General features: G+C 73.1%; 25 protein-coding genes. 14 read left to right on the forward strand and 11 right to left on the reverse strand.

Annotated elements, in window-relative coordinates; all coding sequences use genetic code 11:
* The first annotated feature begins 85 nt into the window (after positions 1–85).
* From ACWDRB_RS27260 to ACWDRB_RS27270, 3 genes are read left to right on the forward strand one after another with little or no spacing between them, the layout of a single operon-like run.
* Positions 86–478 (forward strand): helix-turn-helix domain-containing protein, encoded by a 393-nt coding sequence (locus ACWDRB_RS27260; protein ID WP_355200346.1) that lies wholly within the window; start codon positions 86–88, stop codon positions 476–478.
* A 43-nt stretch (positions 479–521) separates the two neighbouring features.
* Positions 522–662, forward strand: coding sequence for a hypothetical protein (locus tag ACWDRB_RS27265; RefSeq protein ID WP_449898154.1), 141 nt, complete (start codon positions 522–524; stop codon positions 660–662).
* Positions 655–1,023: a DUF4180 domain-containing protein gene (locus ACWDRB_RS27270; protein WP_355200348.1), complete on the forward strand. Its 369-nt coding sequence runs from the start codon at positions 655–657 to the stop codon at positions 1,021–1,023. The genes ACWDRB_RS27265 and ACWDRB_RS27270 overlap by 8 nt, the downstream gene beginning before the upstream one ends.
* A gap of 21 nt (positions 1,024–1,044) precedes the next feature.
* On the opposite strand, the gene ACWDRB_RS27275 is transcribed toward ACWDRB_RS27270, so the two are convergent.
* On the reverse strand, positions 1,045–1,863 hold the full coding sequence (locus ACWDRB_RS27275; protein ID WP_355200349.1) for an LLM class flavin-dependent oxidoreductase: 819 nt from the start codon (positions 1,861–1,863) through the stop codon (positions 1,045–1,047).
* Between the two features lie 41 nt (positions 1,864–1,904).
* Complete coding sequence (locus ACWDRB_RS27280; RefSeq protein ID WP_449898156.1) at positions 1,905–2,678, reverse strand: nucleotidyltransferase domain-containing protein; 774 nt, start codon at positions 2,676–2,678, stop codon at positions 1,905–1,907.
* A 102-nt stretch (positions 2,679–2,780) separates the two neighbouring features.
* Between ACWDRB_RS27280 and ACWDRB_RS27285 the strand changes: the two genes are divergently transcribed.
* Positions 2,781–3,263: a metallophosphoesterase family protein gene (locus ACWDRB_RS27285; protein WP_449898158.1), complete on the forward strand. Its 483-nt coding sequence runs from the start codon at positions 2,781–2,783 to the stop codon at positions 3,261–3,263.
* 236 nt (positions 3,264–3,499) lie between these two features.
* Positions 3,500–4,789 carry an FAD-binding oxidoreductase gene (locus ACWDRB_RS27290; protein ID WP_449898161.1) on the forward strand — a complete coding sequence of 430 codons (1,290 nt, stop codon included), beginning with the start codon at positions 3,500–3,502 and terminating at the stop codon, positions 4,787–4,789.
* A 10-nt stretch (positions 4,790–4,799) separates the two neighbouring features.
* Here ACWDRB_RS27290 and ACWDRB_RS27295 read toward each other — a convergent pair whose 3' ends face one another.
* On the reverse strand, positions 4,800–5,399 hold the full coding sequence (locus ACWDRB_RS27295; protein WP_449898163.1) for a TetR/AcrR family transcriptional regulator: 600 nt from the start codon (positions 5,397–5,399) through the stop codon (positions 4,800–4,802).
* Between the two features lie 95 nt (positions 5,400–5,494).
* Between ACWDRB_RS27295 and ACWDRB_RS27300 the strand changes: the two genes are divergently transcribed.
* Together ACWDRB_RS27300 and lexA are read left to right on the forward strand one after the other, a co-directional pair.
* The gene (locus tag ACWDRB_RS27300; RefSeq protein ID WP_449898166.1) at positions 5,495–6,460 is read left to right on the forward strand and encodes an NADP-dependent oxidoreductase; all 966 of its coding nucleotides are present in this window, start codon (positions 5,495–5,497) and stop codon (positions 6,458–6,460) included.
* Between the two features lie 77 nt (positions 6,461–6,537).
* Positions 6,538–7,146, forward strand: coding sequence for a transcriptional repressor LexA (lexA, locus tag ACWDRB_RS27305; protein ID WP_449898378.1), 609 nt, complete (start codon positions 6,538–6,540; stop codon positions 7,144–7,146).
* A gap of 9 nt (positions 7,147–7,155) precedes the next feature.
* Here the strand turns inward: lexA and ACWDRB_RS27310 are convergent, their stop codons facing one another.
* Positions 7,156–8,040 (reverse strand): NAD(P)H-binding protein, encoded by an 885-nt coding sequence (locus ACWDRB_RS27310; RefSeq protein WP_449898168.1) that lies wholly within the window; start codon positions 8,038–8,040, stop codon positions 7,156–7,158.
* 106 nt (positions 8,041–8,146) lie between these two features.
* Between ACWDRB_RS27310 and ACWDRB_RS27315 the strand changes: the two genes are divergently transcribed.
* Complete coding sequence (locus ACWDRB_RS27315) at positions 8,147–9,055, forward strand: LysR family transcriptional regulator (RefSeq protein ID WP_449898170.1); 909 nt, start codon at positions 8,147–8,149, stop codon at positions 9,053–9,055.
* Positions 9,056–9,073: 18 nt separating this feature from the next.
* Here the strand turns inward: ACWDRB_RS27315 and ACWDRB_RS27320 are convergent, their stop codons facing one another.
* Positions 9,074–10,795 (reverse strand): FAD/NAD(P)-binding protein, encoded by a 1,722-nt coding sequence (locus ACWDRB_RS27320; RefSeq protein WP_449898173.1) that lies wholly within the window; start codon positions 10,793–10,795, stop codon positions 9,074–9,076.
* A 62-nt stretch (positions 10,796–10,857) separates the two neighbouring features.
* Positions 10,858–11,739, reverse strand: coding sequence for a diacylglycerol/lipid kinase family protein (locus ACWDRB_RS27325; RefSeq protein WP_449898175.1), 882 nt, complete (start codon positions 11,737–11,739; stop codon positions 10,858–10,860).
* A gap of 74 nt (positions 11,740–11,813) precedes the next feature.
* On the opposite strand from ACWDRB_RS27325, the gene ACWDRB_RS27330 reads away from it, so the two are divergent.
* Positions 11,814–12,539 (forward strand): phosphatase PAP2 family protein, encoded by a 726-nt coding sequence (locus tag ACWDRB_RS27330; RefSeq protein ID WP_449898177.1) that lies wholly within the window; start codon positions 11,814–11,816, stop codon positions 12,537–12,539.
* Positions 12,536–13,186: a phosphatase PAP2 family protein gene (locus ACWDRB_RS27335; protein ID WP_449898180.1), complete on the forward strand. Its 651-nt coding sequence runs from the start codon at positions 12,536–12,538 to the stop codon at positions 13,184–13,186. The genes ACWDRB_RS27330 and ACWDRB_RS27335 overlap by 4 nt, the downstream gene beginning before the upstream one ends.
* Here ACWDRB_RS27335 and ACWDRB_RS27340 read toward each other — a convergent pair.
* From ACWDRB_RS27340 to ACWDRB_RS27350, 3 genes are all read right to left on the reverse strand, one after another.
* Positions 13,163–14,719 carry a phospholipase D family protein gene (locus ACWDRB_RS27340; RefSeq protein WP_449898182.1) on the reverse strand — a complete coding sequence of 519 codons (1,557 nt, stop codon included), beginning with the start codon at positions 14,717–14,719 and terminating at the stop codon, positions 13,163–13,165. The genes ACWDRB_RS27335 and ACWDRB_RS27340 overlap by 24 nt on opposite strands.
* Positions 14,716–15,507 (reverse strand): DUF1206 domain-containing protein, encoded by a 792-nt coding sequence (locus tag ACWDRB_RS27345; protein WP_449898185.1) that lies wholly within the window; start codon positions 15,505–15,507, stop codon positions 14,716–14,718. Before ACWDRB_RS27345 ends, ACWDRB_RS27340 begins: the two co-directional genes overlap by 4 nt.
* Before the next feature lie 95 nt (positions 15,508–15,602).
* Positions 15,603–16,139 carry a DUF3592 domain-containing protein gene (locus tag ACWDRB_RS27350; RefSeq protein WP_449898188.1) on the reverse strand — a complete coding sequence of 179 codons (537 nt, stop codon included), beginning with the start codon at positions 16,137–16,139 and terminating at the stop codon, positions 15,603–15,605.
* A 94-nt stretch (positions 16,140–16,233) separates the two neighbouring features.
* On the opposite strand from ACWDRB_RS27350, the gene ACWDRB_RS27355 reads away from it, so the two are divergent.
* Entirely contained in the window at positions 16,234–16,983 is a 750-nt protein-coding gene (locus ACWDRB_RS27355; protein WP_449898190.1) for an AMP-binding enzyme, read from the forward strand.
* Here ACWDRB_RS27355 and ACWDRB_RS27360 read toward each other — a convergent pair.
* Entirely contained in the window at positions 16,964–18,187 is a 1,224-nt protein-coding gene (locus ACWDRB_RS27360; RefSeq protein WP_449898193.1) for a hypothetical protein, read from the reverse strand. The two genes, ACWDRB_RS27355 and ACWDRB_RS27360, sit on opposite strands and share 20 nt — an antisense overlap.
* Positions 18,188–18,270: 83 nt before the next feature.
* Between ACWDRB_RS27360 and ACWDRB_RS27365 the strand changes: the two genes are divergently transcribed.
* The 3 genes from ACWDRB_RS27365 (at position 18,271) to ACWDRB_RS27375 (ending at position 20,549) form a co-directional block, all read left to right on the forward strand.
* Positions 18,271–19,197, forward strand: coding sequence for a hypothetical protein (locus tag ACWDRB_RS27365; RefSeq protein ID WP_449898195.1), 927 nt, complete (start codon positions 18,271–18,273; stop codon positions 19,195–19,197).
* 3 nt (positions 19,198–19,200) lie between these two features.
* Positions 19,201–20,046: a hypothetical protein gene (locus tag ACWDRB_RS27370; RefSeq protein WP_449898197.1), complete on the forward strand. Its 846-nt coding sequence runs from the start codon at positions 19,201–19,203 to the stop codon at positions 20,044–20,046.
* Positions 20,047–20,147: 101 nt separating this feature from the next.
* Positions 20,148–20,549 carry a hypothetical protein gene (locus ACWDRB_RS27375; protein WP_449898199.1) on the forward strand — a complete coding sequence of 134 codons (402 nt, stop codon included), beginning with the start codon at positions 20,148–20,150 and terminating at the stop codon, positions 20,547–20,549.
* Here ACWDRB_RS27375 and ACWDRB_RS27380 read toward each other — a convergent pair.
* Complete coding sequence (locus ACWDRB_RS27380; protein WP_449898201.1) at positions 20,527–20,697, reverse strand: hypothetical protein; 171 nt, start codon at positions 20,695–20,697, stop codon at positions 20,527–20,529. The genes ACWDRB_RS27375 and ACWDRB_RS27380 overlap by 23 nt on opposite strands.
* Positions 20,698–20,711 lie beyond the last annotated feature (14 nt).

Below are 20,711 nucleotides of genomic sequence, written 5' to 3' on the forward strand. Positions count from 1 at the left end.
CGGATAGAAGATCGCTTTACGCCCACTTTCACCCGCTTTATACATTCCCTATCCTTCCCTATTGTGTGCCATCATAGGGAGCGATATGGAGCATTACACCGTCGAACAGGTGGCGGCCCTGCTGGGGTTGCACGTCAAGACCGTCCGCAACTACGTACGCGACGGGCGGCTGCCGGCCGTGCGCATCGGCAAGCAGTACCGGATCGCCAAGGAGGACCTGGCGGCCTTCACCGGCACTCCGCTCGTCACGCCCCGCCGCGCGGAGGCGTCGAGCATCGTGCAGGTCGACGGCATCGCCAGGCGCGACATGGACCGGGTCAGCACGATGGTCCTGGGGTCGCTGGCGAGCCGGCCCCATGGCCTGCGCGTGGAGTTCGTCTACGACGAGGAACGCGAGCACCTGAAGGTCATCGTGCTGGGCGCGCTGGAGGAGAGCGCCCAGGTCCTGAGGATCATCGACGCGCTGGTGAGGGAGTGAGGCCCGTGGTCGCGATCTACGCCTCACCGGAGGCCGCGACCGGATGCTCGACTCGTACGGCACCCGCCGCCACCTGCTGCGTGCCGCGCCGGACGCGGACGTACGTCTCCTGCCCGGCACCGGCCACCTGCTCCCCGCCCACACCCAAGAGATCATGGACTTCCTGGAGACCGCACATGCCTGACGACCGCGTATACGTCTGCGAGCCGCACGGCGAGCCGCTGCGCGAGACCCGCGACGCGCTCGACCTGCTCGGCGAGGCCTTCGGCAGGGGCGCGAGCTGGGTGGCCGTCCCCGCCGGGCGGCTGCACGACGACTTCTTCGCGCTGCGCACGGGCGTGGCGGGCGAGATCGCGCAGAAGTTCGTCAACTACCGCGTCGGCCTGGCCGTCGTGGGGGACATCTCCCGCTTCACCGCCGCCAGCTCGGCGCTGCGCGACTGGGTGTTCGAGTCGAACCGGGGCGGGCACATCTGGTTCGTCGGCGACCTGGAGGAGCTGGCGGCTCGGCTGCCGGCCCGCGAGGATCCCGCGAGCCGGCCCTGAGGCGAGCCTGCTCTGAGGTGCTCAGGTGCGGCGGGCGGCCACGGCGGCGAGCATCTCCCAGGCCGCCTCGGGGTGCAGCGTCTCGTCCGGGTCCGAGTGGAACGGGTCGAGGACGACCGTCTCCGCGCCGAGCAGCCGCAGCTCCTCCAGGTCGGCCATGACCTGCTCGATCGTGCCCTCGCCCGCGCGCCGCTCCGCCGGCGGCGCGTCGGTGACGCGCAGCAGGATCCTGGGCGTCAGGGCGGGCACCGGCCGACCCTCCTCGGCGGCGATCTCCTTCAGGCGCGACCAGTTCTCGCGCAGCCAGGGCAGGGTGCTCCTGAGCGGGTGCCACCCATCGCCGTAGCGCACCGCCCTGCGCAGCCCCGCCTCGCTGCCGCCGCCGACCCAGATCGGCACGCCGCCGGAACGGTAGTCGCCCTCGTCGGCCCAGGCGGTGCGGATGGCGGCGAGGTATTCGTCGGTCACCTTGCCGCGCCGCTCGTACACCGCTCCGAGCGCCTCGAACTCCTGCCGAGCCCACCCGATCCCCACGCCCAGCACCAGCCGCCCGCCGCTGAGGTCGTTGAGGTTGGCCGCCATGCGGGCAGTGAGCAGCGGGTGGCGGTACGGCACGATGAGCACCGTGGTGCCGAGCCCGATCCGGGTGGTGGAGCCGGCGAGCCAGGCCAGAGTCGTGAACGGCTCGTAGAACGGCGCGGGATACTGCTTGGCGACGTCTGAGGTGATGGCCACGTGGTCGGAGACCATGAGCAGGTCGTATCCGAGCCCCTCGACGGTCTGCGCCCAGCTGCGCAGCACGTCAGGGTTGGTGCCGGGGCCGAAATTGGGAACATTCACGCCTATTCGCACCGGGTCAGGTTATCCCAGCGATCATCGCGTCAGCCGCAGGCGGCACGCACGTCCGCCATGAGGCGCGCCGCGGCGTCGATCGTCCGGGCGATCTCCTCCGGGGTGCGCCCCACCTCCGCCAGCAGCGCCTGGGCCCGCTCGCCGAAGCCGGGCGGGGCGGAGGGGAGCCGGGCGGCCGCGGCGACCATGCCCTTCTCGTTGATCAGCCAGGCGCCGTCGGCGGCGTGCAGGGCGTGGCAGGCGACGCCGACGGCGCGGAAGAGCGCACCGGCCGCGTACGCCGGGTCCTGACCCTTGGCGCCGTAGCCGCCGATCGTCAGGGCGAAGTCGGCCTCCCACAACCCTCCGATCAGCGCCTGGCGCAGCGCGGGCGGGTATCCGTCCGTGACGTCCCGCCGCAGGGCGGCGAGCTCGCCGGTGGGGTCGGCCAGGACCTGGCACAGGGCGGCCTCGCCGGCGTAGGCGTGGGAGTAGAAGCCGAGAGGGTGTCCGGGCTGGAAGCCGATCTCGTAACGGCCCTGGCGGCAGTCGTCCCAGACGCGGTGGACGCGGTCGAGGTCGCGGTAGATCCAGTCGACCCGCAGGCCGTCCACGGTGAGCCAGCCGCCGCCGTCCACCCACGGCCCCCAGCCGCCCGGCTCAGTCACCTCGGTCGGCTCGCCCGTCACCTCCCGCGCCAGGGCGCGCAGGGCGGCCACGTCGAGCGGGCCCCGGTAGTAGAGGCCGAGGTCGATGTCGGAGTCCGGCCGGTGCGTGCCGCGCGCCCGGCTCCCACCCAGGACGACGGCCACCACCCCGCGCACTTCGACCAGTCGGGCGGCTATGGCGTGAATGTCCGGCTCCTACACGGGTCGATCTTAGAGCGGGGCGAGGTACCGCGAGCGTGGAGCGGGCAGGGAAGGGTCGTGAGAGTCGTCGCGTTGTCGGACACGCACGCGCCCAGGCGCTGGCGTTCCTGCCCGCCCCGCGTCGCCGCGCACCTGCGCGGCGCGGACGTCATCCTGCACGCGGGCGACGTCTGCGTGTCCTCCGTGCTGGACGAACTGGCCGCGTACGCCCCCGTCCACGTCGTGAAGGGCAACAACGACGGCCCGGACGTGGTGGCGCCGGAGACGCTGGAGCTGACCCTGGACGGGCTGCGGATCGGCATGATCCACGACAGCGGCCCGGCCAAGGGGCGCCTCGACCGCCTGCGGCGCCGCTTCCCCCAGGCGGACCTGGTCGTCTTCGGCCACTCGCACATCCCGCTGGACGAGTCGGGCCACGGCCTGCGCATCTTCAACCCCGGCTCCCCCACCGACCGCCGCCGTCAGCCGCACGGCACGCTGGGCCTGCTCACCATCGAGGACGGCGTCCTGACCGGCGCCGAGATCGTACCCGTCACCTGACCGCGCCAAGGACGGCGGATCAGCCCGGCCGTACGACCGGCGGTGTAGTGCGGGGGGCGGCGGCGCGCGGGCCCCTACGTCCCGCGGCGTACCGGAGACGGAGACGGCGGGCGGATTCTGTCACCGCCGCTTGCGAGGATCCTCGGGACTTAAGGGCCGCGGTAAGCCGACGGGAATGAAGCCGTAAGCGCCCTCCAGCACAGTGATCTCAGATCACAGGAGAGAAGGGCCGAGAGATGAGCCAGCCGTACACCATCCAGGACGAGATCACGCTCCCCGGGTTCGCCGGGGCCGTCCACCTGCCGGGCGAGGCCGGGTACGAGGAGCTGCGCCGCTCGCTCAACCCGCGCGTGGACGCCCACCCGGCCCTGGTGGCCGAGGCGTACGGCGTGGCCGACCTGCGCGGCGCGCTGCTGGCGGCGCGGCAGCACGGGGTGCCGTTCGCGGTGCAGGCGACCGGGCACGGCACGCACGAGGCGTGTGACGGCGGCGTCCTGGCCAGGACCTCCCCCATGGCCTCGGTCCTGGTGGACCCGGACCGGCGGATCGCCCGGGTGGGGCCGGGAGCGCTCTGGGGCGAGGTGGTCGCGGCCGCCGCGCCGTTCGGGCTGGCGCCGCTGTCGGGGTCGTCGCCGTCGGTCGGAGTCACCGGCTACACGCTCGGCGGCGGGCTCGGGTGGCTGGCGCGCAAGCACGGGTTCGCGGCCGACAGCGTGGTGCGCGCCGAGGTGCTGCTGGCCGACGGCCGGCACGTCGTGGCGAGCGCGGACAGCCACCCCGAGCTGTTCTGGGCGCTGCGCGGCGGCGGTGGCGGGTTCGGCGTCGTCACCTCGCTGGAGTTCCGCCTCCACCCGGTCGAGCGGGTGTTCTCGGGGTTCGCGTACTTCCCGATCGAGGCGGCGGCCGAGACGCTGACCGCGTACCGGAGCTGGATCGAGGACGCCCCCGACGAGATCAGCACGGCGGTGGTGCTCAGGCGGATGCCCGAGGACGCGCCGGAGGCGGTGCGCGGCAGGCACGTCGTCATGGTCAAGGTGGTGCACGCCGGCGAGGCCGAGGAGGCCAGGCGGCTGCTCGCGCCGCTGTGGCGGGCGGCCGGACCGGCGCTGCTGGACGAGACGCGCCCCAGCACGTACGCGGCCACCTCCATGGGCGGCACGCCCAACCGGCACATGGACATGTTCGAGTCGGTGCCCGACGAGGTGATCGGCACGCTGGTGCGGGCCGCGGAGCACGCGCAGACCGTGGAGATCCGCCACTGGGGCGGCGCGATGGCCCGCCCCGGCCGGGACGCCGGCCCGGTCAGCCACCGCGGCACGAAGCTGTCGGTCATCGTGGACACCGTCGTGCCGGGGCTGGCGGAGGAGCTGCGCCCGTACGCCAACGGCGGCACGTTCCTCAACTTCCTGGCCGACCCGGCAAGGACGGCGGCGGCGTACACGACCGGCGACTTCCGGCGGCTGCGCGAGGTCAAGCGGGCCTACGACCCGGACGGCTTCTTCCGCGTCGGTCACGTCACCCGTTGATCGAGCGGGTTCATGACCGCGCGGTGAGGCCGGACATGACGATCGCGAAGAGGTGGTCGCGGCGCGAGGCGAGGGACGGCGCCTGGTCGGTGATCCAGCTGAGCGCGTTGGCCAGCGCGAACACGTCCGTCCCGCCGACGTCGGCCCGGATGCGCCCGGCCGCCTGGGCGCGTTCCAGGAGGTGGCCGGCCGCCGAGCGCATCGCCGCGCACGAGGCGTGCAGCGGGGACTCCTCGTCGTTGATCGTGGCCATCATGGACGCGGCCAGCCCCCGGTAGGCCGCCGCGCCCCCGATGAGGTCCTCCAGGAACGCCACCAGCGCCTCGTACGGCGCCTCGCTCTCGCCCAGGGCCTGCGCCCGCGCGGCGAGCCGGTCGAAGCTCTGCCGCAGCAGCGCCTCCAGCAGCGCCTCCCGGGTGGGGAAGTGCCGGTAGAGCGTCCCGAGCCCGACCTGCGCGCGCCGGGCGATGTCGCGCAGGGACGCCTCGGTCCCCTGCTCCTCGACGACGACCCGCGCCACGGCGAGGATGCGCTCCCGATTGCGCCGCGCGTCGGCGCGCAGCTCGGGGGAGGTTTTCGGCGCGGCGGTATCCGGTGATTCGCCCGGCATGCACGGTCCTTCCATTGACAAGTGGAGCAGTGCTCCAGTTATTATCCGGAGCACTGCTCCACATCATAGTGGAGCCGATTCCGTTGGGAGAACCCATGCCCGCGACCATGCATGCCGTGCGCCTCCACGCTCCGGGTGGCCCGGAGGTGCTCGTGTACGAGGAGATCGCCCGGCCCGAGCCGGGGCCGGGCGAGGTCCTGGTCCGCGTCCACGCCGCCGGGATGAACCCGCCGGACTGGTACGCCCGGAAGGGCTTCACCCTCATCCCCGAGGACCGGCGGCCGGAGCTGCCCCTGCCGTACACGCCGGGGACCGACGTGTCGGGGGTCGTGGCCGCGCTCGGGCCCGGCGTCACCGAGTGGCAGGTGGGGGACGAGGTGTTCGGCCTGCTCCGCTTCCCGAGCCTGGACGCCAGGGCGTACGCCGAGTACACCACCTCGCCCGCCGGGGACCTCGCCAGGAAGCCCGAGTCCGTCGATCACCTGCGGGCGGCGGGCGTGCCGATGGCGGGGCTCACGGCCTACCAGTTCCTGTTCGACTACATCAAGCTCGAGCCGGGCAGCCGGGTGCTCGTGAACGGCGCGGCCGGCGGCGTGGGGCACTTCGCCGCGCAGCTCGCCGCCGACGCCGGCTGCCACGTGATCGGCGTCGCCTCCGGGCGCCATGAGGCGTTCCTGAAGGATCTGGGGGTGGCCGAGTTCGTCGACTACACGCGGGCGGCCGTCGGGGAGGTGGTCCGGGACGTGGACTACGTGCTCGACACCGTCGGCGGGCCCCAGGCGTACCGGCTGCTGCCCGCGATCAGGGACGGCGGCGTCTACAGCCCCGTCTTCCTCGGGGAGTACGGCGAGGAGGAGATGGCCCGGCGGGGCATCGAGAAGCGCGGGGGCCAGGTGCGCTCGGACGGGACTCAGATGGCGGAGCTGGCCCGGCTGATGGACGAGGGCCGCCTCCGGGTCGGCGTCGACTCCGTCTTCCCGCTCCGGGACGCGGCCAAGGCGCACGAACGGGCCGAACAGGGTCACATCCAGGGCAAGATCGTGTTGCAGGTGACCGCCTAGCCGGGCCTGCCTCTAGCATTTCGCAGGTGACCACCTTCGACGATCCTGACGCGTTCGAGTATCTGGACTTCTCGGCCCTGCCGCCGCGCCAGCAGCGGATCCTGGCCATGATCCGCGACTGGGTGGTCAGGTACGGCTATCCCCCGGGCACGCGCGAGATCGGCCACGCGGTCGGGCTGCGGTCGTCCTCCTCGGTGTCGAAGCACCTGAAGAGCCTGGAGGAGAAGGGGTTCCTGCGCCGGGGCGCGACCATGACCCGGCCGATCGACGTGCGCCTGTTCCTGCGGGCCTCGGCGCCGGAGCCCGCCGGCGACGTGGTGAGCGTGCCCGTGGTCGGCGACATCGCCGCGGGCACCCCCATCCTGGCCGACGAGCACGTGGACGACACGCTGACCCTGCCCCGCGACCTCACCGGGCGCGGCACCGTGTTCGCCCTGCGCGTGCGGGGCGATTCGATGATCGACGCCGCGATCTGCGACGGCGACATGGTCGTGGTGCGGCAGCAGCCCGAGGCCCACTCGGGCCAGATCGTCGCCGCCATGATCGACGGCGAGGCCACGGTCAAGGTGTTCCGCCGGCGCGGCGGGCACGTCTTCCTCGAACCGCGCAACCCCGCCTACGACGTCATCGACGGCGACGGCGCCGTGGTGCTGGGCATCGTGGTCTCGGTCCTGCGCAGCGTGTGAGCACCGCCGTCAGGCGAGGACGACCGGCTTGAGCACGTCCTCGCACCACTGGCGGAAGGTGGTGGGGGTGCTCGTCCGAGGGGCGCGGACGGCGCCGTTGTCGAGGCCGGCGTCCTTGGCCAGCGCCATGTCGAGCATTCCCTGGGCCATCACTTCGGACATCCCCGACCCCACCAGCCCGGCCTTGAACGCCTCGCCCGACAACTGCTCGAAGCGGATCGGGCGGCTCAGCACCTCGGACATGATCCGCGCCATGTCCTCGAAGGAGAGGTCCTCGGGGCCGAGCACCGGGACCTCCTCGACACCGCTCCAGGTGTCGTCGAGCAGCAGATCGGCGGCGACCGCGGCGATGTCGCGCGTGGCGCAGCTCGGAGCCTTGTGGTCGCCGGAGATCGGCGAGGTGAACATGGACCGGTTCCTGATCAGCTCGGCCTGGCGCAGCAGGTTGTCCATGAACGAGGGCATCGCCAGCGCCCGGTAGCTCACGCCCGTGCTCGCGATCAGGTCGTCCATGGCGAGGGACGCCGTCACGTACCCGGCGTTCCCGGCCACCGCCGTCCCGCGGCCCAGGGCCGAGACTCCGACCACCCGCTCGACCCCCTGGGCCGTGATGGCCTCGCACGCGGGGCGGCTGAAGCCGGCGTAGGCGGCATCGACGCTCGCGGAGCGAGGGTCGGACGGCACCAGCCAGAAGACGGTGCGGGCGCCGGCGAACGCCTTGGTGACCACGTCGAGCTCGCGGTGCGAGCCCTCGACGACCTCGGCGTACGCGCGCACGGCGGCGGGCAGCCGGTCGGGCTCGCGCGCGATCACCCGGGTGGGTGCGCCGGCGGCCATGAGGCGGTCGAGGACCTGGCGGCCGATCTTACCGGTGGGCGTAGTGACGACGATCATGAAAACCCCTGGAGGGAAGTATGGACGGGAAGGACGAGAGCCCAGTCAACCCGGCGCCGCGGCAGACCTGAAGGACCGATCCGATCACCATTGATACTGTCGAGGTATGAATGACCTGGAGGTCCGGCAGCTCCGCTACTTCGTGGCCGTCGCCGAGGAGTTGCACTTCGGGCGCGCGGCCGAGCGGCTCGGCATGGCGCAGCCGCCGCTGTCCCGCGCGATCCGGGCCCTGGAGCGGCAGCTGGGCGTGCCGCTGCTGGAGCGCACCACGCGCCACGTCGCGCTCACCCCCGCCGGCGAGACCCTGCTGCGCGACGCCCGGATCGCGCTCGACGCGGTGACCGCGGCCGCCCGGCGGGCCCGGCACGCCGGCCGGTCCGACCCCGGGCTGCGCCTGGCGCTGAAGGCCGACTACGACGGCGGGCTGCTGCCGCGGATCCTCGCCGCGTACCGGAGCGAGCCGGCCGCCCTACCGGTGGAGCTCGTGCTGGGCGGGAAGGGGGAGCAACTGTCGGCGCTGCACGACGGCCGCGCGGACGTCGCCCTGGTGCCCGCGCCCCTTGACGAACCCCTTGACGCACGTGGCCTGGACGTCGAACCGCTGCTGACCGAGCCCCGGCTGGTCGCGCTGGCCGCCTCCGATCCGCTGGCCTCCCGCTCGCGCCTGCGCCTGGCCGACCTGACCGGCAGGGTCCTCCCCGACGGGACACCCGCCGACGGCCGGGAAGCCTGCCCGGCGACGGCAGGGACCCGGCCGAGACGCCTGGACCTGGCAGAGATCTTCAACCTGGTCGAGGTGGGCAGCATCGTCTGGTTCCCCCCGGCCTCGGTCGCGCCGCGCCACCCCCGGCCCGGCATCGCGTACCGGATCGTCAGCGATCTGGCGCCGCTCACCCTCACCCTGGCCTGGCCGCACCACAGCCGCTCACCGGCCGTCGCCGCCTTCGTCCGCACGGCCACCGCCACTGCCACTCACTCGGCGGACGCACCGGAGCCCCAGCCCGCCCCGAGCTGAACAACGCCCGCCGCTCCGCTACGCCGCCGGGCTGAGGCGGGCGGCGGTCGTGACGCTCAGAAGGGTGCGGGCCAGGGCGTCCGTCTGGCGGAACAGCGGGGCGTCGACGCCCGGGCGGGCGAATCCGGCCGTGCCGGGGCCGCCCGCCGTCCACGGGCCGAGGGCGAAGCGGCGGGGGTGGACGGCGCCGGTGCGGGCGACGAGGCGGCGGTCCGGGAGGCGGACGTCCAGGAGGCCGGACTCCTCGCGGCACTCGCCCCGGGCGAAGAGCGCGCCGAGGAGCGGGTCGGTACTGCGGGCCACGGTCGGCTCCGGTAACCGGGCCTCCACCAGCGCCCGCGCCTCCACCGCGCCGGGCACGCTCGTGCTGACCGCCCGCCAGACCCCCGCCCGCTCGTCCCGCCCGACCCGGATGCCCTCGCCCAGGAACGTGACCACCCCGGCCCGCGCCAGCGCCCGCAGCTCGGCCAGCCGGGACGCGGGCGGGCCGCTGGCAAGGTAGTTGTACAGGCCCTGGAACCAGGGATCCGCCGGCACCACCCCGCGCAGCGCGTTCAGGCCGTGGATCAGGGCCAGGTCCGCGCTGTGCGCCGGGTCGGCCCGGCGCTCCAGGTCGGCCGTCAGGTAGCCGCCCATCCAGCGCCCCAGCCCGGCCAGGTCGCCGAAGCGCATCCCGTGCAGCGGCCGTTCCAGCCGGTCCAGCCGCAGCCGGTCGGCGAAGCGCGGCACCGACCTGGTGACGAGCGCGCGCATCTCCTTCCCGCCCCACTCGGCCTGCGCGAAGGCGGGCTCGAACGCGTCCCAGCCGATCCGGGTCCGCGACGGGTGCCCGTTGAACAGCTCGAAGTAGTACGCGTACGCCAGCTCCTTGGCCACCGCCCGCCGCAGCTCCCCGGCAGGCGTGCCCGGGGTGACGAACCCGGGCAGGCCGGGCGGCGGCGCGGCGAGCCGGTAGCCGGCCTTGGCGTGGTACGGCACTCCCCTGCGCGACCCCACGTACAGGCGCGGCTCGGACCCGCCGGGCACGTAGTGCAGCTCACCGCCGTGTTCGGTGAAGCGCCCGCCGCGTCCGGACGTGAGCAGCGCCAGCAGGTCGGCGAACGCCAGCCCGGCCCCCCGTACGAGCACCGGCTCCCCGGCCGGGATCACGCCTGGGTCGAGGTCGGCGGCGTACCCGGCGGGGAGGTAGGACAGGCCGTGCCGGGCGGCGAAGGCGAGCTCCTCCGCCTCCGGCGGCGAGGGCAGCGCGCCCTGGTGGCCCTGCGCGAGCACCACCGCGTCCACCTCCAGCGCTCCCCCGCCGGACAGCTCCACCCGCTGGCCCCCGCGCACGTCGGCCAGGCCGACGGCGGTGGCCCGGTGCAGGCGCACCCGTACGTTGGGCGGCGCGGTCCGCACCACCTGACCGAAGGCGAAGGAGAGATAGCGGCTGAGGACCGGGCGCGGCGCGAAGTACCCGGGCTCGCTCCCGAGCCATTCGGCCAGCGACGGCCCGGGACGGAGCGGGCCCTCGCAGCGCACCGACCCGTCGGTGAAGACCGTGATGTCGGCCGCCGCCGAGTTGGCCCACAGCAGGTCCGGTTGGCCCGCGCGCCAGACCCGGCCCGCGCCGTGCGGGTACGGGTCCACCACGTGCACGTCCAGCACGTGGTCTCCGAGCAGCTCGGGAGCGTTGGCGCAGATCCGCTCCACGACGGACGTCCCCGTGGGACCGGCCCCGATCACCGCGACAGCGCTCACCCCGACCCCCCGCTCTCCCGTGATAATACCTACATAAACAGTAGGAATTTCGGGAAAGATCGTCAACCCGGTGGCAGGCAGACCGTGAGCGCGCCCGCGGCGGCCTCGGCCTTGAGCCGTCGGGTGGGCTCGCGTTCCCCGCCGTCGAGCTCGTACGTCAGCGGCACCCCGAACCGGGCCGACACCTTCCTGGCCCGCGTGATCCGGACGAGCGGCGAGTCGTCGGAGCGCCCCGCGGCCATCCTGCCGATCACCCGCGCCCATTCGAGCGGTCCCTGGGCGGTCGAGACGCCGACCTCCAGCCAGCCGTCGTCCGGCCGCGCGTCGTCGAACGCCTGGACGCCGCCGGCGATCGTGCTCACGTTGCCCAGCAGCAGGCAGCTCGCCCGGCCCTCGAACCAGGTCGTCCCGTCGATCTTGATCTTCATCGGCACGAGCGGCTCGCCGACGTGCCGGACGGCCGCCTTGACATAGCTCAGCTTGCCGAGCCGCTTCTTGGCCCGCCCGCCGGCGTCGGCGACCATCTCGGCCTCGAACCCGGCCCCCGCCATCACCGCGAAGTGCTCGCCGTTGAGCACCCCCAGGTCCAGCTTCTCCCGCCGGCCGTGGAAGCCGATCCGCACCGCCTCGTCGAGGTCGGCGGGGATGCCGAGGTTGGCGGCGAACAGGTTCGCCGTCCCCGCGGGGAGCACGGCCATCGGCACGCCGGAGCCGGCCATCGCGTCGGCACAGCGCTGCACCATGCCGTCGCCACCCCAGACGAACACCAGCTCGGCGCCCTGATCGAGGGCTTGCCGGACCTTCTTGGGCGCCTTCTTGCTCTTGGGCACCTCGTACCAGAGGAGCTCGGCGACGCCCTCCTCGGTGATGAGCACGCGTAACCTGTCCAGACCCGCGCCGAGGGTCTTCTTGCGGTGCGCGACGACGGCCACGATGGGGGACATGCGTTCCGGACTACCCCGGGCGCCGGATTTCAGGCGGAGGAATCAATCCCGCGTGCCGGGGTAGCCGTGCGCGAATGAGTATCCACGGCGACCGCGCACTGGGATGGCGGCTGACGCTCGCCAGCTTGGCGGTGGCGCTCATCATGGTCCCGTTCACCCTGCTGCTCGTCGTGGCCAAGATGCCCGTCGACGGACTGGACGCGGGAGCCGCGCGGGATCTGCACGCGTATGCGCTCACCCATCCCGAGGTGACGAGGTTCCTCATCGTGTGGACGGATCTGTTCGGGCCGTGGCCGTGGCGCGTCGCGGTCATCGCGTACGCCGTCTGGCTGCTCTACAAGGGCGCGCCGAGGCTGGCCGTCTGGGCGGTCACCACCATCACCGTGGGCGGGCTGCTCGGCCTGGCACTCAAGATCATCGTGGCCCGGGCCAGGCCGCACCTTCCGGACCCCGTCGCGCTGGCGCCGGGCGACTCCTTCCCGTCGGGCCACGCGGTGAACGTGACGCTCGGCGCGGGAGTGCTCGTCCTGCTCGTCCTGCCCCTGCTGCCCCGGTGGGGGCGGGTGGTGGCCTGGGCCGTCGCCTGCTTCCTGGTGCTGTCCGTCGGCTACACGAGGATCGCGCTCGGCGTGCACTGGGTGAGCGATGTGGTCGCCGGGATCGTGCTGGGGGTGGCCGTGATCGCCGCGACGGCGGCAGCGTTCGAGACGTGGCGGCGCGAGCAGGGACGCAGGCCCGCCTCGCCGCCGGTCGAGGGAGTGGAACCCGAGTTCGTGAAAGCGGGCGATGAGAAGAAGTGAAGCGCTACGCGTTATCGATCGTGCTGCCGATGATCCTGATGGCCGCGGTGACGTACGGCGTGGGCAGGGCGATCCTCGCCTGGCCCACCGGTGAGGCGTCGGTGAGCCGGAGCCTGGCCGCCGGCCGCACCTCGCTGTGGAACACGCTCACCGACTTCGGCAGCAGCCTGTCGGACACCCCGTACATCGTGGCGCTCACCGTGATCGCCGCGATCGTCTTCAGACTGGTCTACCGGCGCCTGCGCGAATCGATCTTCATCGTCGCGGCCGTCTGGAGCCAGTCCCTCATCTTCCTGGCCGTCACCGAGGCCGTCGGCCGGCACCGGCCGCCCGTGCGGCACATCGACCCGGCCCCGCCCACCTCCAGCTTCCCGTCGGGGCATGTCAGCGCCGCCGTCGCGTTCTACTGCGGGATGGCGCTCGTCCTGACCACGCATGTCCGCAACAGAGCGCTCCAGGTGCTGATCTGGGCGCTCGGAATCGCCGCTCCGCTCGCCGTCGGCCTGTCGCGCCTTTACCGCGGCATGCACTTCCTCACCGACGTGGTCTGCGGCGCGCTGCTCGGCGTGGGCTGCGTCGTCATGGCCGCCCGGGCGATCCTGTACGCACGGAGGCGGCGGCGCTCAGAACTTGTTCGACCTGCGTAAACGCGAGGGCCGCCCGTCGGGGTCCACGACGATCCGGTACAGCGGCATGGCCAGCGCCCGGCGGACGCGGTCGAGCCCGGGCCGCGGATGCGGGCGCAGCCGGCCCGGCGGGCGGGGCCCCCGGCAGCCGTGCCGGTGCCAGGCCTCGAGCCGCGCGGCGGACCCGGCGAACGCCTCGTACGCGCTTTCCGGGTCGAGCAGATCGTCCAGGTCGCCGGGGTCGCGGTCCAGGTGCTCGGCGGCGAGCGTGAGCCGCAGCTCCCTGGCGAACCTGCGGGCTCCCGAGGGCGGACGCGGGTCGGGCTGCGCGTCGAGGACGGCGCAGCTCAGCTCGGAGTCGAACGTCCACGAGCGCAGGTTCACGTTGTCGGAGCCGACGCTCGCCCACACGTCGTCGACCACGCAGACCTTGGCGTGCACGTACACCGGCGTGCTCCGGTGGTTCTCCAGATCGTAGATCGCGACCCGGCCGTCGCCCGCGCGCGTCAGCCTGGCCAGCGCTTCCGACCTGCCGATCAGGCTGGCCGGGCCGGCCAGCCAGCCGTCCTGGTCGGGATGGCGGGGCACCACGATGATCATGCGCAGGCCCGGCTCCCGCTCCAGCGCCTCGGCGAACGGCTCGATCACCTCCGTGGACCACAGGTACTGGTCCTCCAGGTAGACCAGCGACCTCGCCCGCGTCAGAACCTTGCGGTACGCCCTGGCCACGCTGCGCTCCCCCTTCGGCGCGAACGGATAGGCGTGGCGCAGGTGGGGATAGGTCCTCAGGAGCTGCACGGCATGCGTCCCGGCCGCCGGCGGCGCGGGGCCGGGCTCCGGCAGCGGCGGCACGTCGGCCATCCGGGTCATGCGGTCACGCAGCCGCCTGAACGGCTGGCGGGTCTCCGGCGCCGGGTCCTCCCAGCGCTCGCAGAAGACCTTCTCCACCTCGGCCACCGCCGGGCCGCTGATCGCCACCTGGACGTCGTGCCACGGCGGGCGATCGCCGTACGCGCCGGGCATCGGCGCCGCCTGCGGGTCGCCCAGGTGCTCGGCGTCGTCGCGGCGGCTGTGGCACAGGTCGATGCCGCCGACGAACGCCACGTCCCGGCCCGGTCCCCGGTCATGGCGCAGGACGACGAACTTCTGGTGATGCGAGCCCCCACGCCGCACCCGGGTGTCGAGCAGCGCCTGCCCGCCGGCCGCCTCGATGTCCTCGCCGAGGTGCCGGTTCTCGGCCGAGCTGAAGCGCAGGAAGTCCAGGTGCGAGCGCCAGATCAGCCCTCGGACCAGGGCTCCCCTCTGGGCCGCCCGCGCCATCGCGGCCGCCACCTCGGGGCCGTCCGGCGTGAGCCGCTCATCGGGGTCGCCGCGCCAGTCGGAGAACAGCAGCAGGTCGTCCTCGCCGAGGCCGGCCAGCCGCGCGGCGAGCTCGGCGAAGTAGGTGGCGCCGTGGACGAGCGGGCGCACCAGGTTGCCCTCCGTCCAGGGCGCGAGCCTGGTCGCGTCGTTCCCGCGTTCGGGGCCGGTGAGAAACCAGTCGTCCAGCCTCATGTACGCCGCCAGCGGGCCTCTCCGAAGCAGTATCCGGCGAACAGCAGCAGCCCGAGGGCCACCACCGCCAGCAGCCAGGGCCCGGCCGGAGTGTCGGCGAACGCCCTGAGCGTGGCGTCGATGCCCCCGGCCTTGTCCGGGTCGAAGGTGACGGCCGCCTGGACCAGGAAGACGCCGGCCAGCCCGGCGATCAGCCCGCGCGCGAGGTAGCCGGCGAGCCCGAGCCGGTCCATCACCGAGCCGGCCCGCCTCGGCATCGGCCTGAGCTCCCTGCGGAACTCCTTCTTGACGCCGTACCGCAGCCAATAGACGCCGAGCGCGACGACACCGAGCCCGATCGCGCCCACCAGGACCTGTCCCGCGGGCAGGTCGAGCAGCTTTCCCGTGAGGTCCTGGGTCCGCTGGTCGTCGGAGGCGGTCTCGTGCGTCAGCAGCATGGTCAGCAGCGCGGTGCACACGAACGCGTAGACCACGACCCGGCCGGCCGCCTCCGCCCGGTCCTTGAGCCCGTGGGCGCCGAAGATCGCCTCCGACGCCTGCCACAGGGACAGGGCGGCGAACCCCACGACCATGACCCACAAGATCACGGCCCCGAACGGCAGCGACGCGACCGTGCTGATCGCCCCGCTCTTGTCGGCCTCCCGCCCGCCGTCCCCGAACGCGATCTGCACGGCCAGCACCCCGATCAGCCCGTACAGCACACCGCGGCAGACCAGCCCGACCCGCGCCAGCCTGTCCATGGCAGGGCTGTCCGCCGCCTGTCTCGCCTTGGCTCCGGCTTCGGTCATGACTTCTCCCAAGAGCTCGTCAAAACCGGCGAACTGCCCTGAATTGCGGGTCCTAGACCTTCACCCGCCGGGACCGGCGGATTTGAGCGTCGGGATCACTCGCCGAGGTCGAGATCGGGCGGGCAGTCGATGGGCTCGTAGGAGCCATCGGGCCGCTGCATCTCGCACTGGGTCTGCCGGTCGCCCTGCCGGTCGCTCTCCCCCGGGCCGGAGGAGGCGGCAAAGCCGGAGAAGCCCGCGAAGAAGGCCAGGCCGATGACGACGGCGACGCATCCGACGATGATCCCGCCGTAGCCTCCGCCGGGGTTGGCCGCGGGCACGGCCCTGGTCGGGTTCTGCGGGTCGTAGAGCACCTCGGTCTCGTTGCCGACGCCGAGGCCGGAGGTGGTCGCCGCTTCGGTGGTGATCTCCTGCCCCTCCAGGGTCGTGAAGGTCAGGACCGGCCGCTGCCTCGCCCTCAGGTGCTCCCCTTGCCCCGTGAACGTGGTCCGGACGTCGCTGACCACGCCCGGCACCCGCTGCGCCCGCTGTACGAACTGCCTGCTGTCGACGGTCCCCTTGATCGAGCCCAGAACGATCACTATGCCCACCGCCACGAACAGCAGCGGGAAGTACTGGAACAGATTTTCCACCGCGGATCTCCTTGGGTCGGCCTGCACTTTAGAACGTCCGGGCGAGCCACAGGTTCCCGGCGGGAGATCCCGGTGGCGGCGGCGCGGAGTACCGTTGATCGACGGGCCGAGTGGCCCGGCGGCGGGACTGACGGGGGCGGCTTTGACCGAAGGCGAGCTCGAACAGCGCTTACGCGGGCATCCGGCGGTGACCGAGTGTGTCGTGGTCGAGGGCGAGCAGCTGATCGCCTACGTCGTGGCCGACGAGAAGGACCGGGAACGGGTCACCGAGTTCCTGACGGAGTTGGTGCCGCGGCGGCGGCTGCCCGAGGTGGTCGCGGTGGTACCCGCGTTGCCGCGCACGCCTGAGGGCGAGATCGACGTCGCGGCGCTGCCCCTGCCGGTGGTGGAGGGGCAGCGGCCCGCGGGCGGCAAGGGCGGCGGTGCGCCGGCCGGGAGCGGGTCGATGGTGGTCGGGGGCACGCTCCTGTTCGGCTTCCTGGCTTTTTCGACCACCAATGTCTTCTGGCCCTATTCCACCGACCTGTCCGGTGTGCCGCTGCCGTGGGCGGCACTGTTCTTCGGGCTCTACCTTTTCGAGTGCGCCTCGTTCGGACTGGGCGTGATGGTCCTGCTGCGGGGCCGCTCGGCGCTGGCCCGACGGGGCCGCTCCGCACCGCTGACCACGGCGGCCTGGCTGGCGCTCGCCTGGCTGCTGCTGGCGTGGTGGCCGCAGGACAACTTCTACCGCCTGGCCGCCAAGACCGACTGGCCGCAACAGGCCGCCCTGGTCTACGGGTTCAACGTCACCCTGATGATCGCCGCGGCGGTGCTCGTCGCCTTCGTCACCAACGGACGGCGCTGAACATGGCGCCGAGCGCCTCGTTGGCGGCCCGCACGGCCCGCTCCGCCGCGTCGAGCTCCCGGATCGTCCGGGCGGCGAGCGCGATCCCCAGGTAGGGAAAGGGGTCGAACGCGGCGGTCGGGATGGTGACCAGGAGGATCGCGCCGAGCTCCCGGCAGTGCGCGGCCAGCCGCGTGACGTGCTCGCGCAGCGCGGTCGACGGCAGCCGGGCGCCCAGCGGCAGGCAGTCCAGGGTGCGCACCAGGTGCCCGGCGCCGTGCAGGCCGTCCAGCGCCGTCTGAATGGTGAACGCCGCGCAGGGTCCGGTGAGCCGCAGATTGATCTCGGTGGGCGCCAGCAGGCCCGCCCGGTCGGCCACGAAGTCCACGTCGTACCAGCCGCGGTAGCCGTGGCGGGCCAGTGCCGCACCCACGTCGGCGCCGAACGCGGCCGCGGTCCGCGCCTGCTCGGCGGGCAGCGTGCCGGGTCCGACGGTGACGCCCTGGTAGCGGGTGCCGTCGATCGCCATCGCGCCCGTACCGACCGGGTGCACCTGCCCGTCGGCGGCGACGACGGCGTCGAACGTGGGGTTGGCGATGCCCGCGATGTACTCCTCCAGCAGCAGGCCGCGCACCCTGCGGGGCGGCGGGGACGTCGTCACGACCTGGGTGCCCGTGCCGCCCACTCCGTACTCGGTTTTGAGCACGTACGGCATGGCCGCCCCTCGCAGCTCCCGGCGTGCGGCGATCCGGCGCTGTGCCGCGATCCGGATCCCGCGATGGCCCGGAGCCAGCTCGCGGAAGAGCTCGTGGGAGCCGCGTTTGGACTCGAAGCGGCGGACGCACTCCATCACCCCCGCGGGAGCGGGCCGGATCCGGTCGAACGCGGGCGTGCGGCCCCAGGAGAGCACCGCCATCCCGGGCGGGACGAGCTCGGGCAGGCCCGCCAGAGCCGCCGACACCTGCCCGTCCGCCGCGATCCCGCCGCGTACCCGCACCTCGTCCCAGCCCAGCGTCTCGGCCAGGTGCCGGACCCACCACTCCGGCACGGGCAGCGGCAGCACGACGAGGGCGGGCCGCGGACCGGCGAAGGCCGCCAGGCACGAGTAGTGGTCACGCGCGGCCGGTATCCCGCCGAAGGCGGCGTTGAACTCGGCGGCGTTGCCGACATGAACGGCGGGCAGCCCACCCGTCCAGGCCTTCACCCACGACGGCTCGGCACTCATCCGGTCAGGAAATCCCATGGATCACCCGACGTGCAAGTGACCCGCAAGCGCGCGGAAACGGCTTGTGGGGATAGTCACGGTTCGTGAGCGCGATCGTCCTCGACCCCGGCCTCCCCGAGGGGCACCGCCGGCTGATGGCCACCCGGCCGGAGCTCCTGCCGCCTGCTCCCGAGCGGCCCGCCTGGGGCGGGCGGACGCTCGGTGACGTCCTGGCCGTCCTGCCTCAGTCGGCGCTGTGGGGTTTCCTCCCCCTCGTCGTCGGCCTGGCCCACCGTGGCCGGATCGTGCTCCTCACCGGGCTGCTGCTGCAGGGGGCCATGCTCGGCGTCTGGATCCGGTACGGCTTCACGGCGTTCTTCCTCTCCGGGTTGGCCGTGCAGGCAACGGCCTTCCTCGCGCTCCTGGCGCTGGCGGGCGAGTCGCCGGTGGCGGGGTACGGCCGCCGCCACCGCGGCAGGTACGTGACCGCCGCGATGCTGGAACCGCTGGACGCAGCGCTGCTGGAGCGGACGGTGGCCGCCACCGCGACGGTCCTGCGGTCCAGGCTCGATCGGGACGGCCTGCTCGACGGCATCGCCAACCGGGTGATCCTGCCCCGTCAGGAGTGGGAGATCGCCGAGACGCTGACCGAGCTGACCCGGCTGCGGCGCGAGCAGGCGGACGCGCGGTCGGGACGTGTCACCGAGCGCATCGCCGCCATGCTCGAATCCCAGGAGGAGGCGCTCGACGTGGCGACCCGCGCGCTGGCCCGGCGGATCTCCTCCCTGGAGGAGTACGCGCGGCGTACCGAGGAGGCCGAGGAGGTCTACGCGGAGTGGCGGACCCTGCGGGACCTGGCGGATGACGGCGACGCCTACCGCGAGCTGCTCTCCAGGACCGTACGCGACGACCTGGCGGCCGGCGAGGTCGGCGAGCTGGCCGAGCGCGCCGAGCTCCTCGAGGCGTCCCTGCGCGAGAGCGTCGAGCAGGCCCGGCTCGCCGGCCTCACCCTGATCCCCCGGGAGGGCTGACCCATGCCGCGCACCTCCGACCGCATGAAGCGGCTCCTGGCGCCGTTCCCGAGGTGGGTCCCGCTCCTCGGCTCCGCGGTCCTCCTCGCCGAGCTCGTCATCGGCCTCCCCATGGCGGTCGGCGGCGGATCCGCCCGGGAGCCCCGTCCGATGCCGAGCCCTCCCCCGAGCGTGACGGCTGTTCCGCCGAGTCCCGCGTCCGCCGAGCCGGCGCCCACCCCCACCCTCGCGACGGCCACCCCGTCGCCGAGCGGGCTCGCGGTCACGAGGATCCCCGAGGGGAGCGTCGTCAAGCTCCCCCGCCGGCCGGGCCAGGGCTCGCCCGTCATCGACAGGGTGACCGACCCCAGGGCCGGCCTGTCGTTCGCCGAGCTGGGCTCCCCGTGGCGGCCGAGCCGCCCGATCGGCGACGGCCCCATCCAGGACGGCCGCTACAACCTCCGCCAGACGCTGCTGACCGAGACCTACGGCACGGACGGCGATCGCGAGTGGTGGGCCGACATCGACTCCCAGCACCTGTGGTCCGACCTCGACGCCGGCGACAGCCTCTACGACGCCGCCCGGGCGATGCTGGACTACAAGCAGGGCAGCGCCTTCCCCTCCGGGACGACGGGCCGTGACATCGCCTCGCAGCCGGTACGGCGTGGCTGGCTGCTCGCCCGGATGATCCGGATGCCGCCGAGCCCGGACGGCCGCAAGGCCCGGCAGGAGCTGTCGGTCGTCATCGCGGTCGACACGGGACGCGCCCGGCCCGCGATCCTGTGGATCACCATTCCCGACACGCACCGGCGCCTGTGGCCGGACGTCGACACGCTGGTGAAGTCCCTCAAGATCGTTCCCCGGCGCTGAGCCGCCGGCCCGGCAGAAAGTCCGTTGAATGCCCTGCTGCTGCCCTGGTCGGCCCTGTTCCCCGTGCCGAGAATCAGTGCGGGAAACCTGAGGAGGCGGACATGGCACACACCGGATCGCGATCGAAGAGGCCGACCATCGTCCTGAGCACGGCGGCAATGCTGAGCACGGCCATCGCGCTGCTCGCGGGCGGGACGGCGAGCGCCGACCAGGCGTCATCGAACGTGGCGCTCGCGGTCACCTGCGGAGACGGCTCGCTGTCGGCCGACTGGTACTTCGACTCCTCGCACTACAACCCCAACGCGTGCGCCAAGTGCCAGGAGGCGGGCGCCAGACTCGAGGCGACAGGTATCTGGCGCGCCTACTGCAAACGGCGGTACAACCCGGCCGGCACGCTCACCCGGGTGGACCTCTATCGCTACTGCGTGGGTTGCCGGAGCACCGAGGCGGCCCTCACCACGGAGCCGTCGCTCCAGCGGGTCAGCCGTCCGGTCCCCGCCTGACGAGGACGAGCACCAGGACCAGCACGGCCACGCCGGCCAGGCCGGCCAGGCCCACGACGTTGCAGGTGAAGGTCACCGCGGGCGGCGGCGGCGCGGACACCGTCGACGACACTGCCCACCGACGCCGTACGCCGGCGGATGTCCTCACGGTGAGTTGCGTCA

The sequence above is a fragment of the Nonomuraea sp. NPDC003707 genome, assembly GCF_053587055.1.

Excerpts from the sequence above, each read along its gene's own strand:
- ACWDRB_RS27260 (WP_355200346.1), top strand. The coding sequence starts at position 86 with ATGGAGCATTACACCGTCGAACAGGTGGCGGCCCTGCTGGGGTTGCAC.
- ACWDRB_RS27290 (WP_449898161.1), top strand. The coding sequence starts at position 3,500 with ATGAGCCAGCCGTACACCATCCAGGACGAGATCACGCTCCCCGGGTTC.
- ACWDRB_RS27315 (WP_449898170.1), top strand. The coding sequence starts at position 8,147 with ATGAATGACCTGGAGGTCCGGCAGCTCCGCTACTTCGTGGCCGTCGCC.
- ACWDRB_RS27325 (WP_449898175.1), bottom strand. The coding sequence starts at position 11,739 with ATGTCCCCCATCGTGGCCGTCGTCGCGCACCGCAAGAAGACCCTCGGC.
- ACWDRB_RS27330 (WP_449898177.1), top strand. The coding sequence starts at position 11,814 with ATGAGTATCCACGGCGACCGCGCACTGGGATGGCGGCTGACGCTCGCC.
- ACWDRB_RS27375 (WP_449898199.1), top strand. The coding sequence starts at position 20,148 with ATGGCACACACCGGATCGCGATCGAAGAGGCCGACCATCGTCCTGAGC.
- ACWDRB_RS27300 (WP_449898166.1), top strand. The coding sequence starts at position 5,495 with ATGCCCGCGACCATGCATGCCGTGCGCCTCCACGCTCCGGGTGGCCCG.
- ACWDRB_RS27370 (WP_449898197.1), top strand. The coding sequence starts at position 19,201 with ATGCCGCGCACCTCCGACCGCATGAAGCGGCTCCTGGCGCCGTTCCCG.
- ACWDRB_RS27270 (WP_355200348.1), top strand. The coding sequence starts at position 655 with ATGCCTGACGACCGCGTATACGTCTGCGAGCCGCACGGCGAGCCGCTG.
- ACWDRB_RS27360 (WP_449898193.1), bottom strand. The coding sequence starts at position 18,187 with ATGAGTGCCGAGCCGTCGTGGGTGAAGGCCTGGACGGGTGGGCTGCCC.
- ACWDRB_RS27345 (WP_449898185.1), bottom strand. The coding sequence starts at position 15,507 with ATGACCGAAGCCGGAGCCAAGGCGAGACAGGCGGCGGACAGCCCTGCC.
- ACWDRB_RS27340 (WP_449898182.1), bottom strand. The coding sequence starts at position 14,719 with ATGAGGCTGGACGACTGGTTTCTCACCGGCCCCGAACGCGGGAACGAC.
- ACWDRB_RS27265 (WP_449898154.1), top strand. The coding sequence starts at position 522 with ATGCTCGACTCGTACGGCACCCGCCGCCACCTGCTGCGTGCCGCGCCG.
- ACWDRB_RS27310 (WP_449898168.1), bottom strand. The coding sequence starts at position 8,040 with ATGATCGTCGTCACTACGCCCACCGGTAAGATCGGCCGCCAGGTCCTC.
- ACWDRB_RS27295 (WP_449898163.1), bottom strand. The coding sequence starts at position 5,399 with ATGCCGGGCGAATCACCGGATACCGCCGCGCCGAAAACCTCCCCCGAG.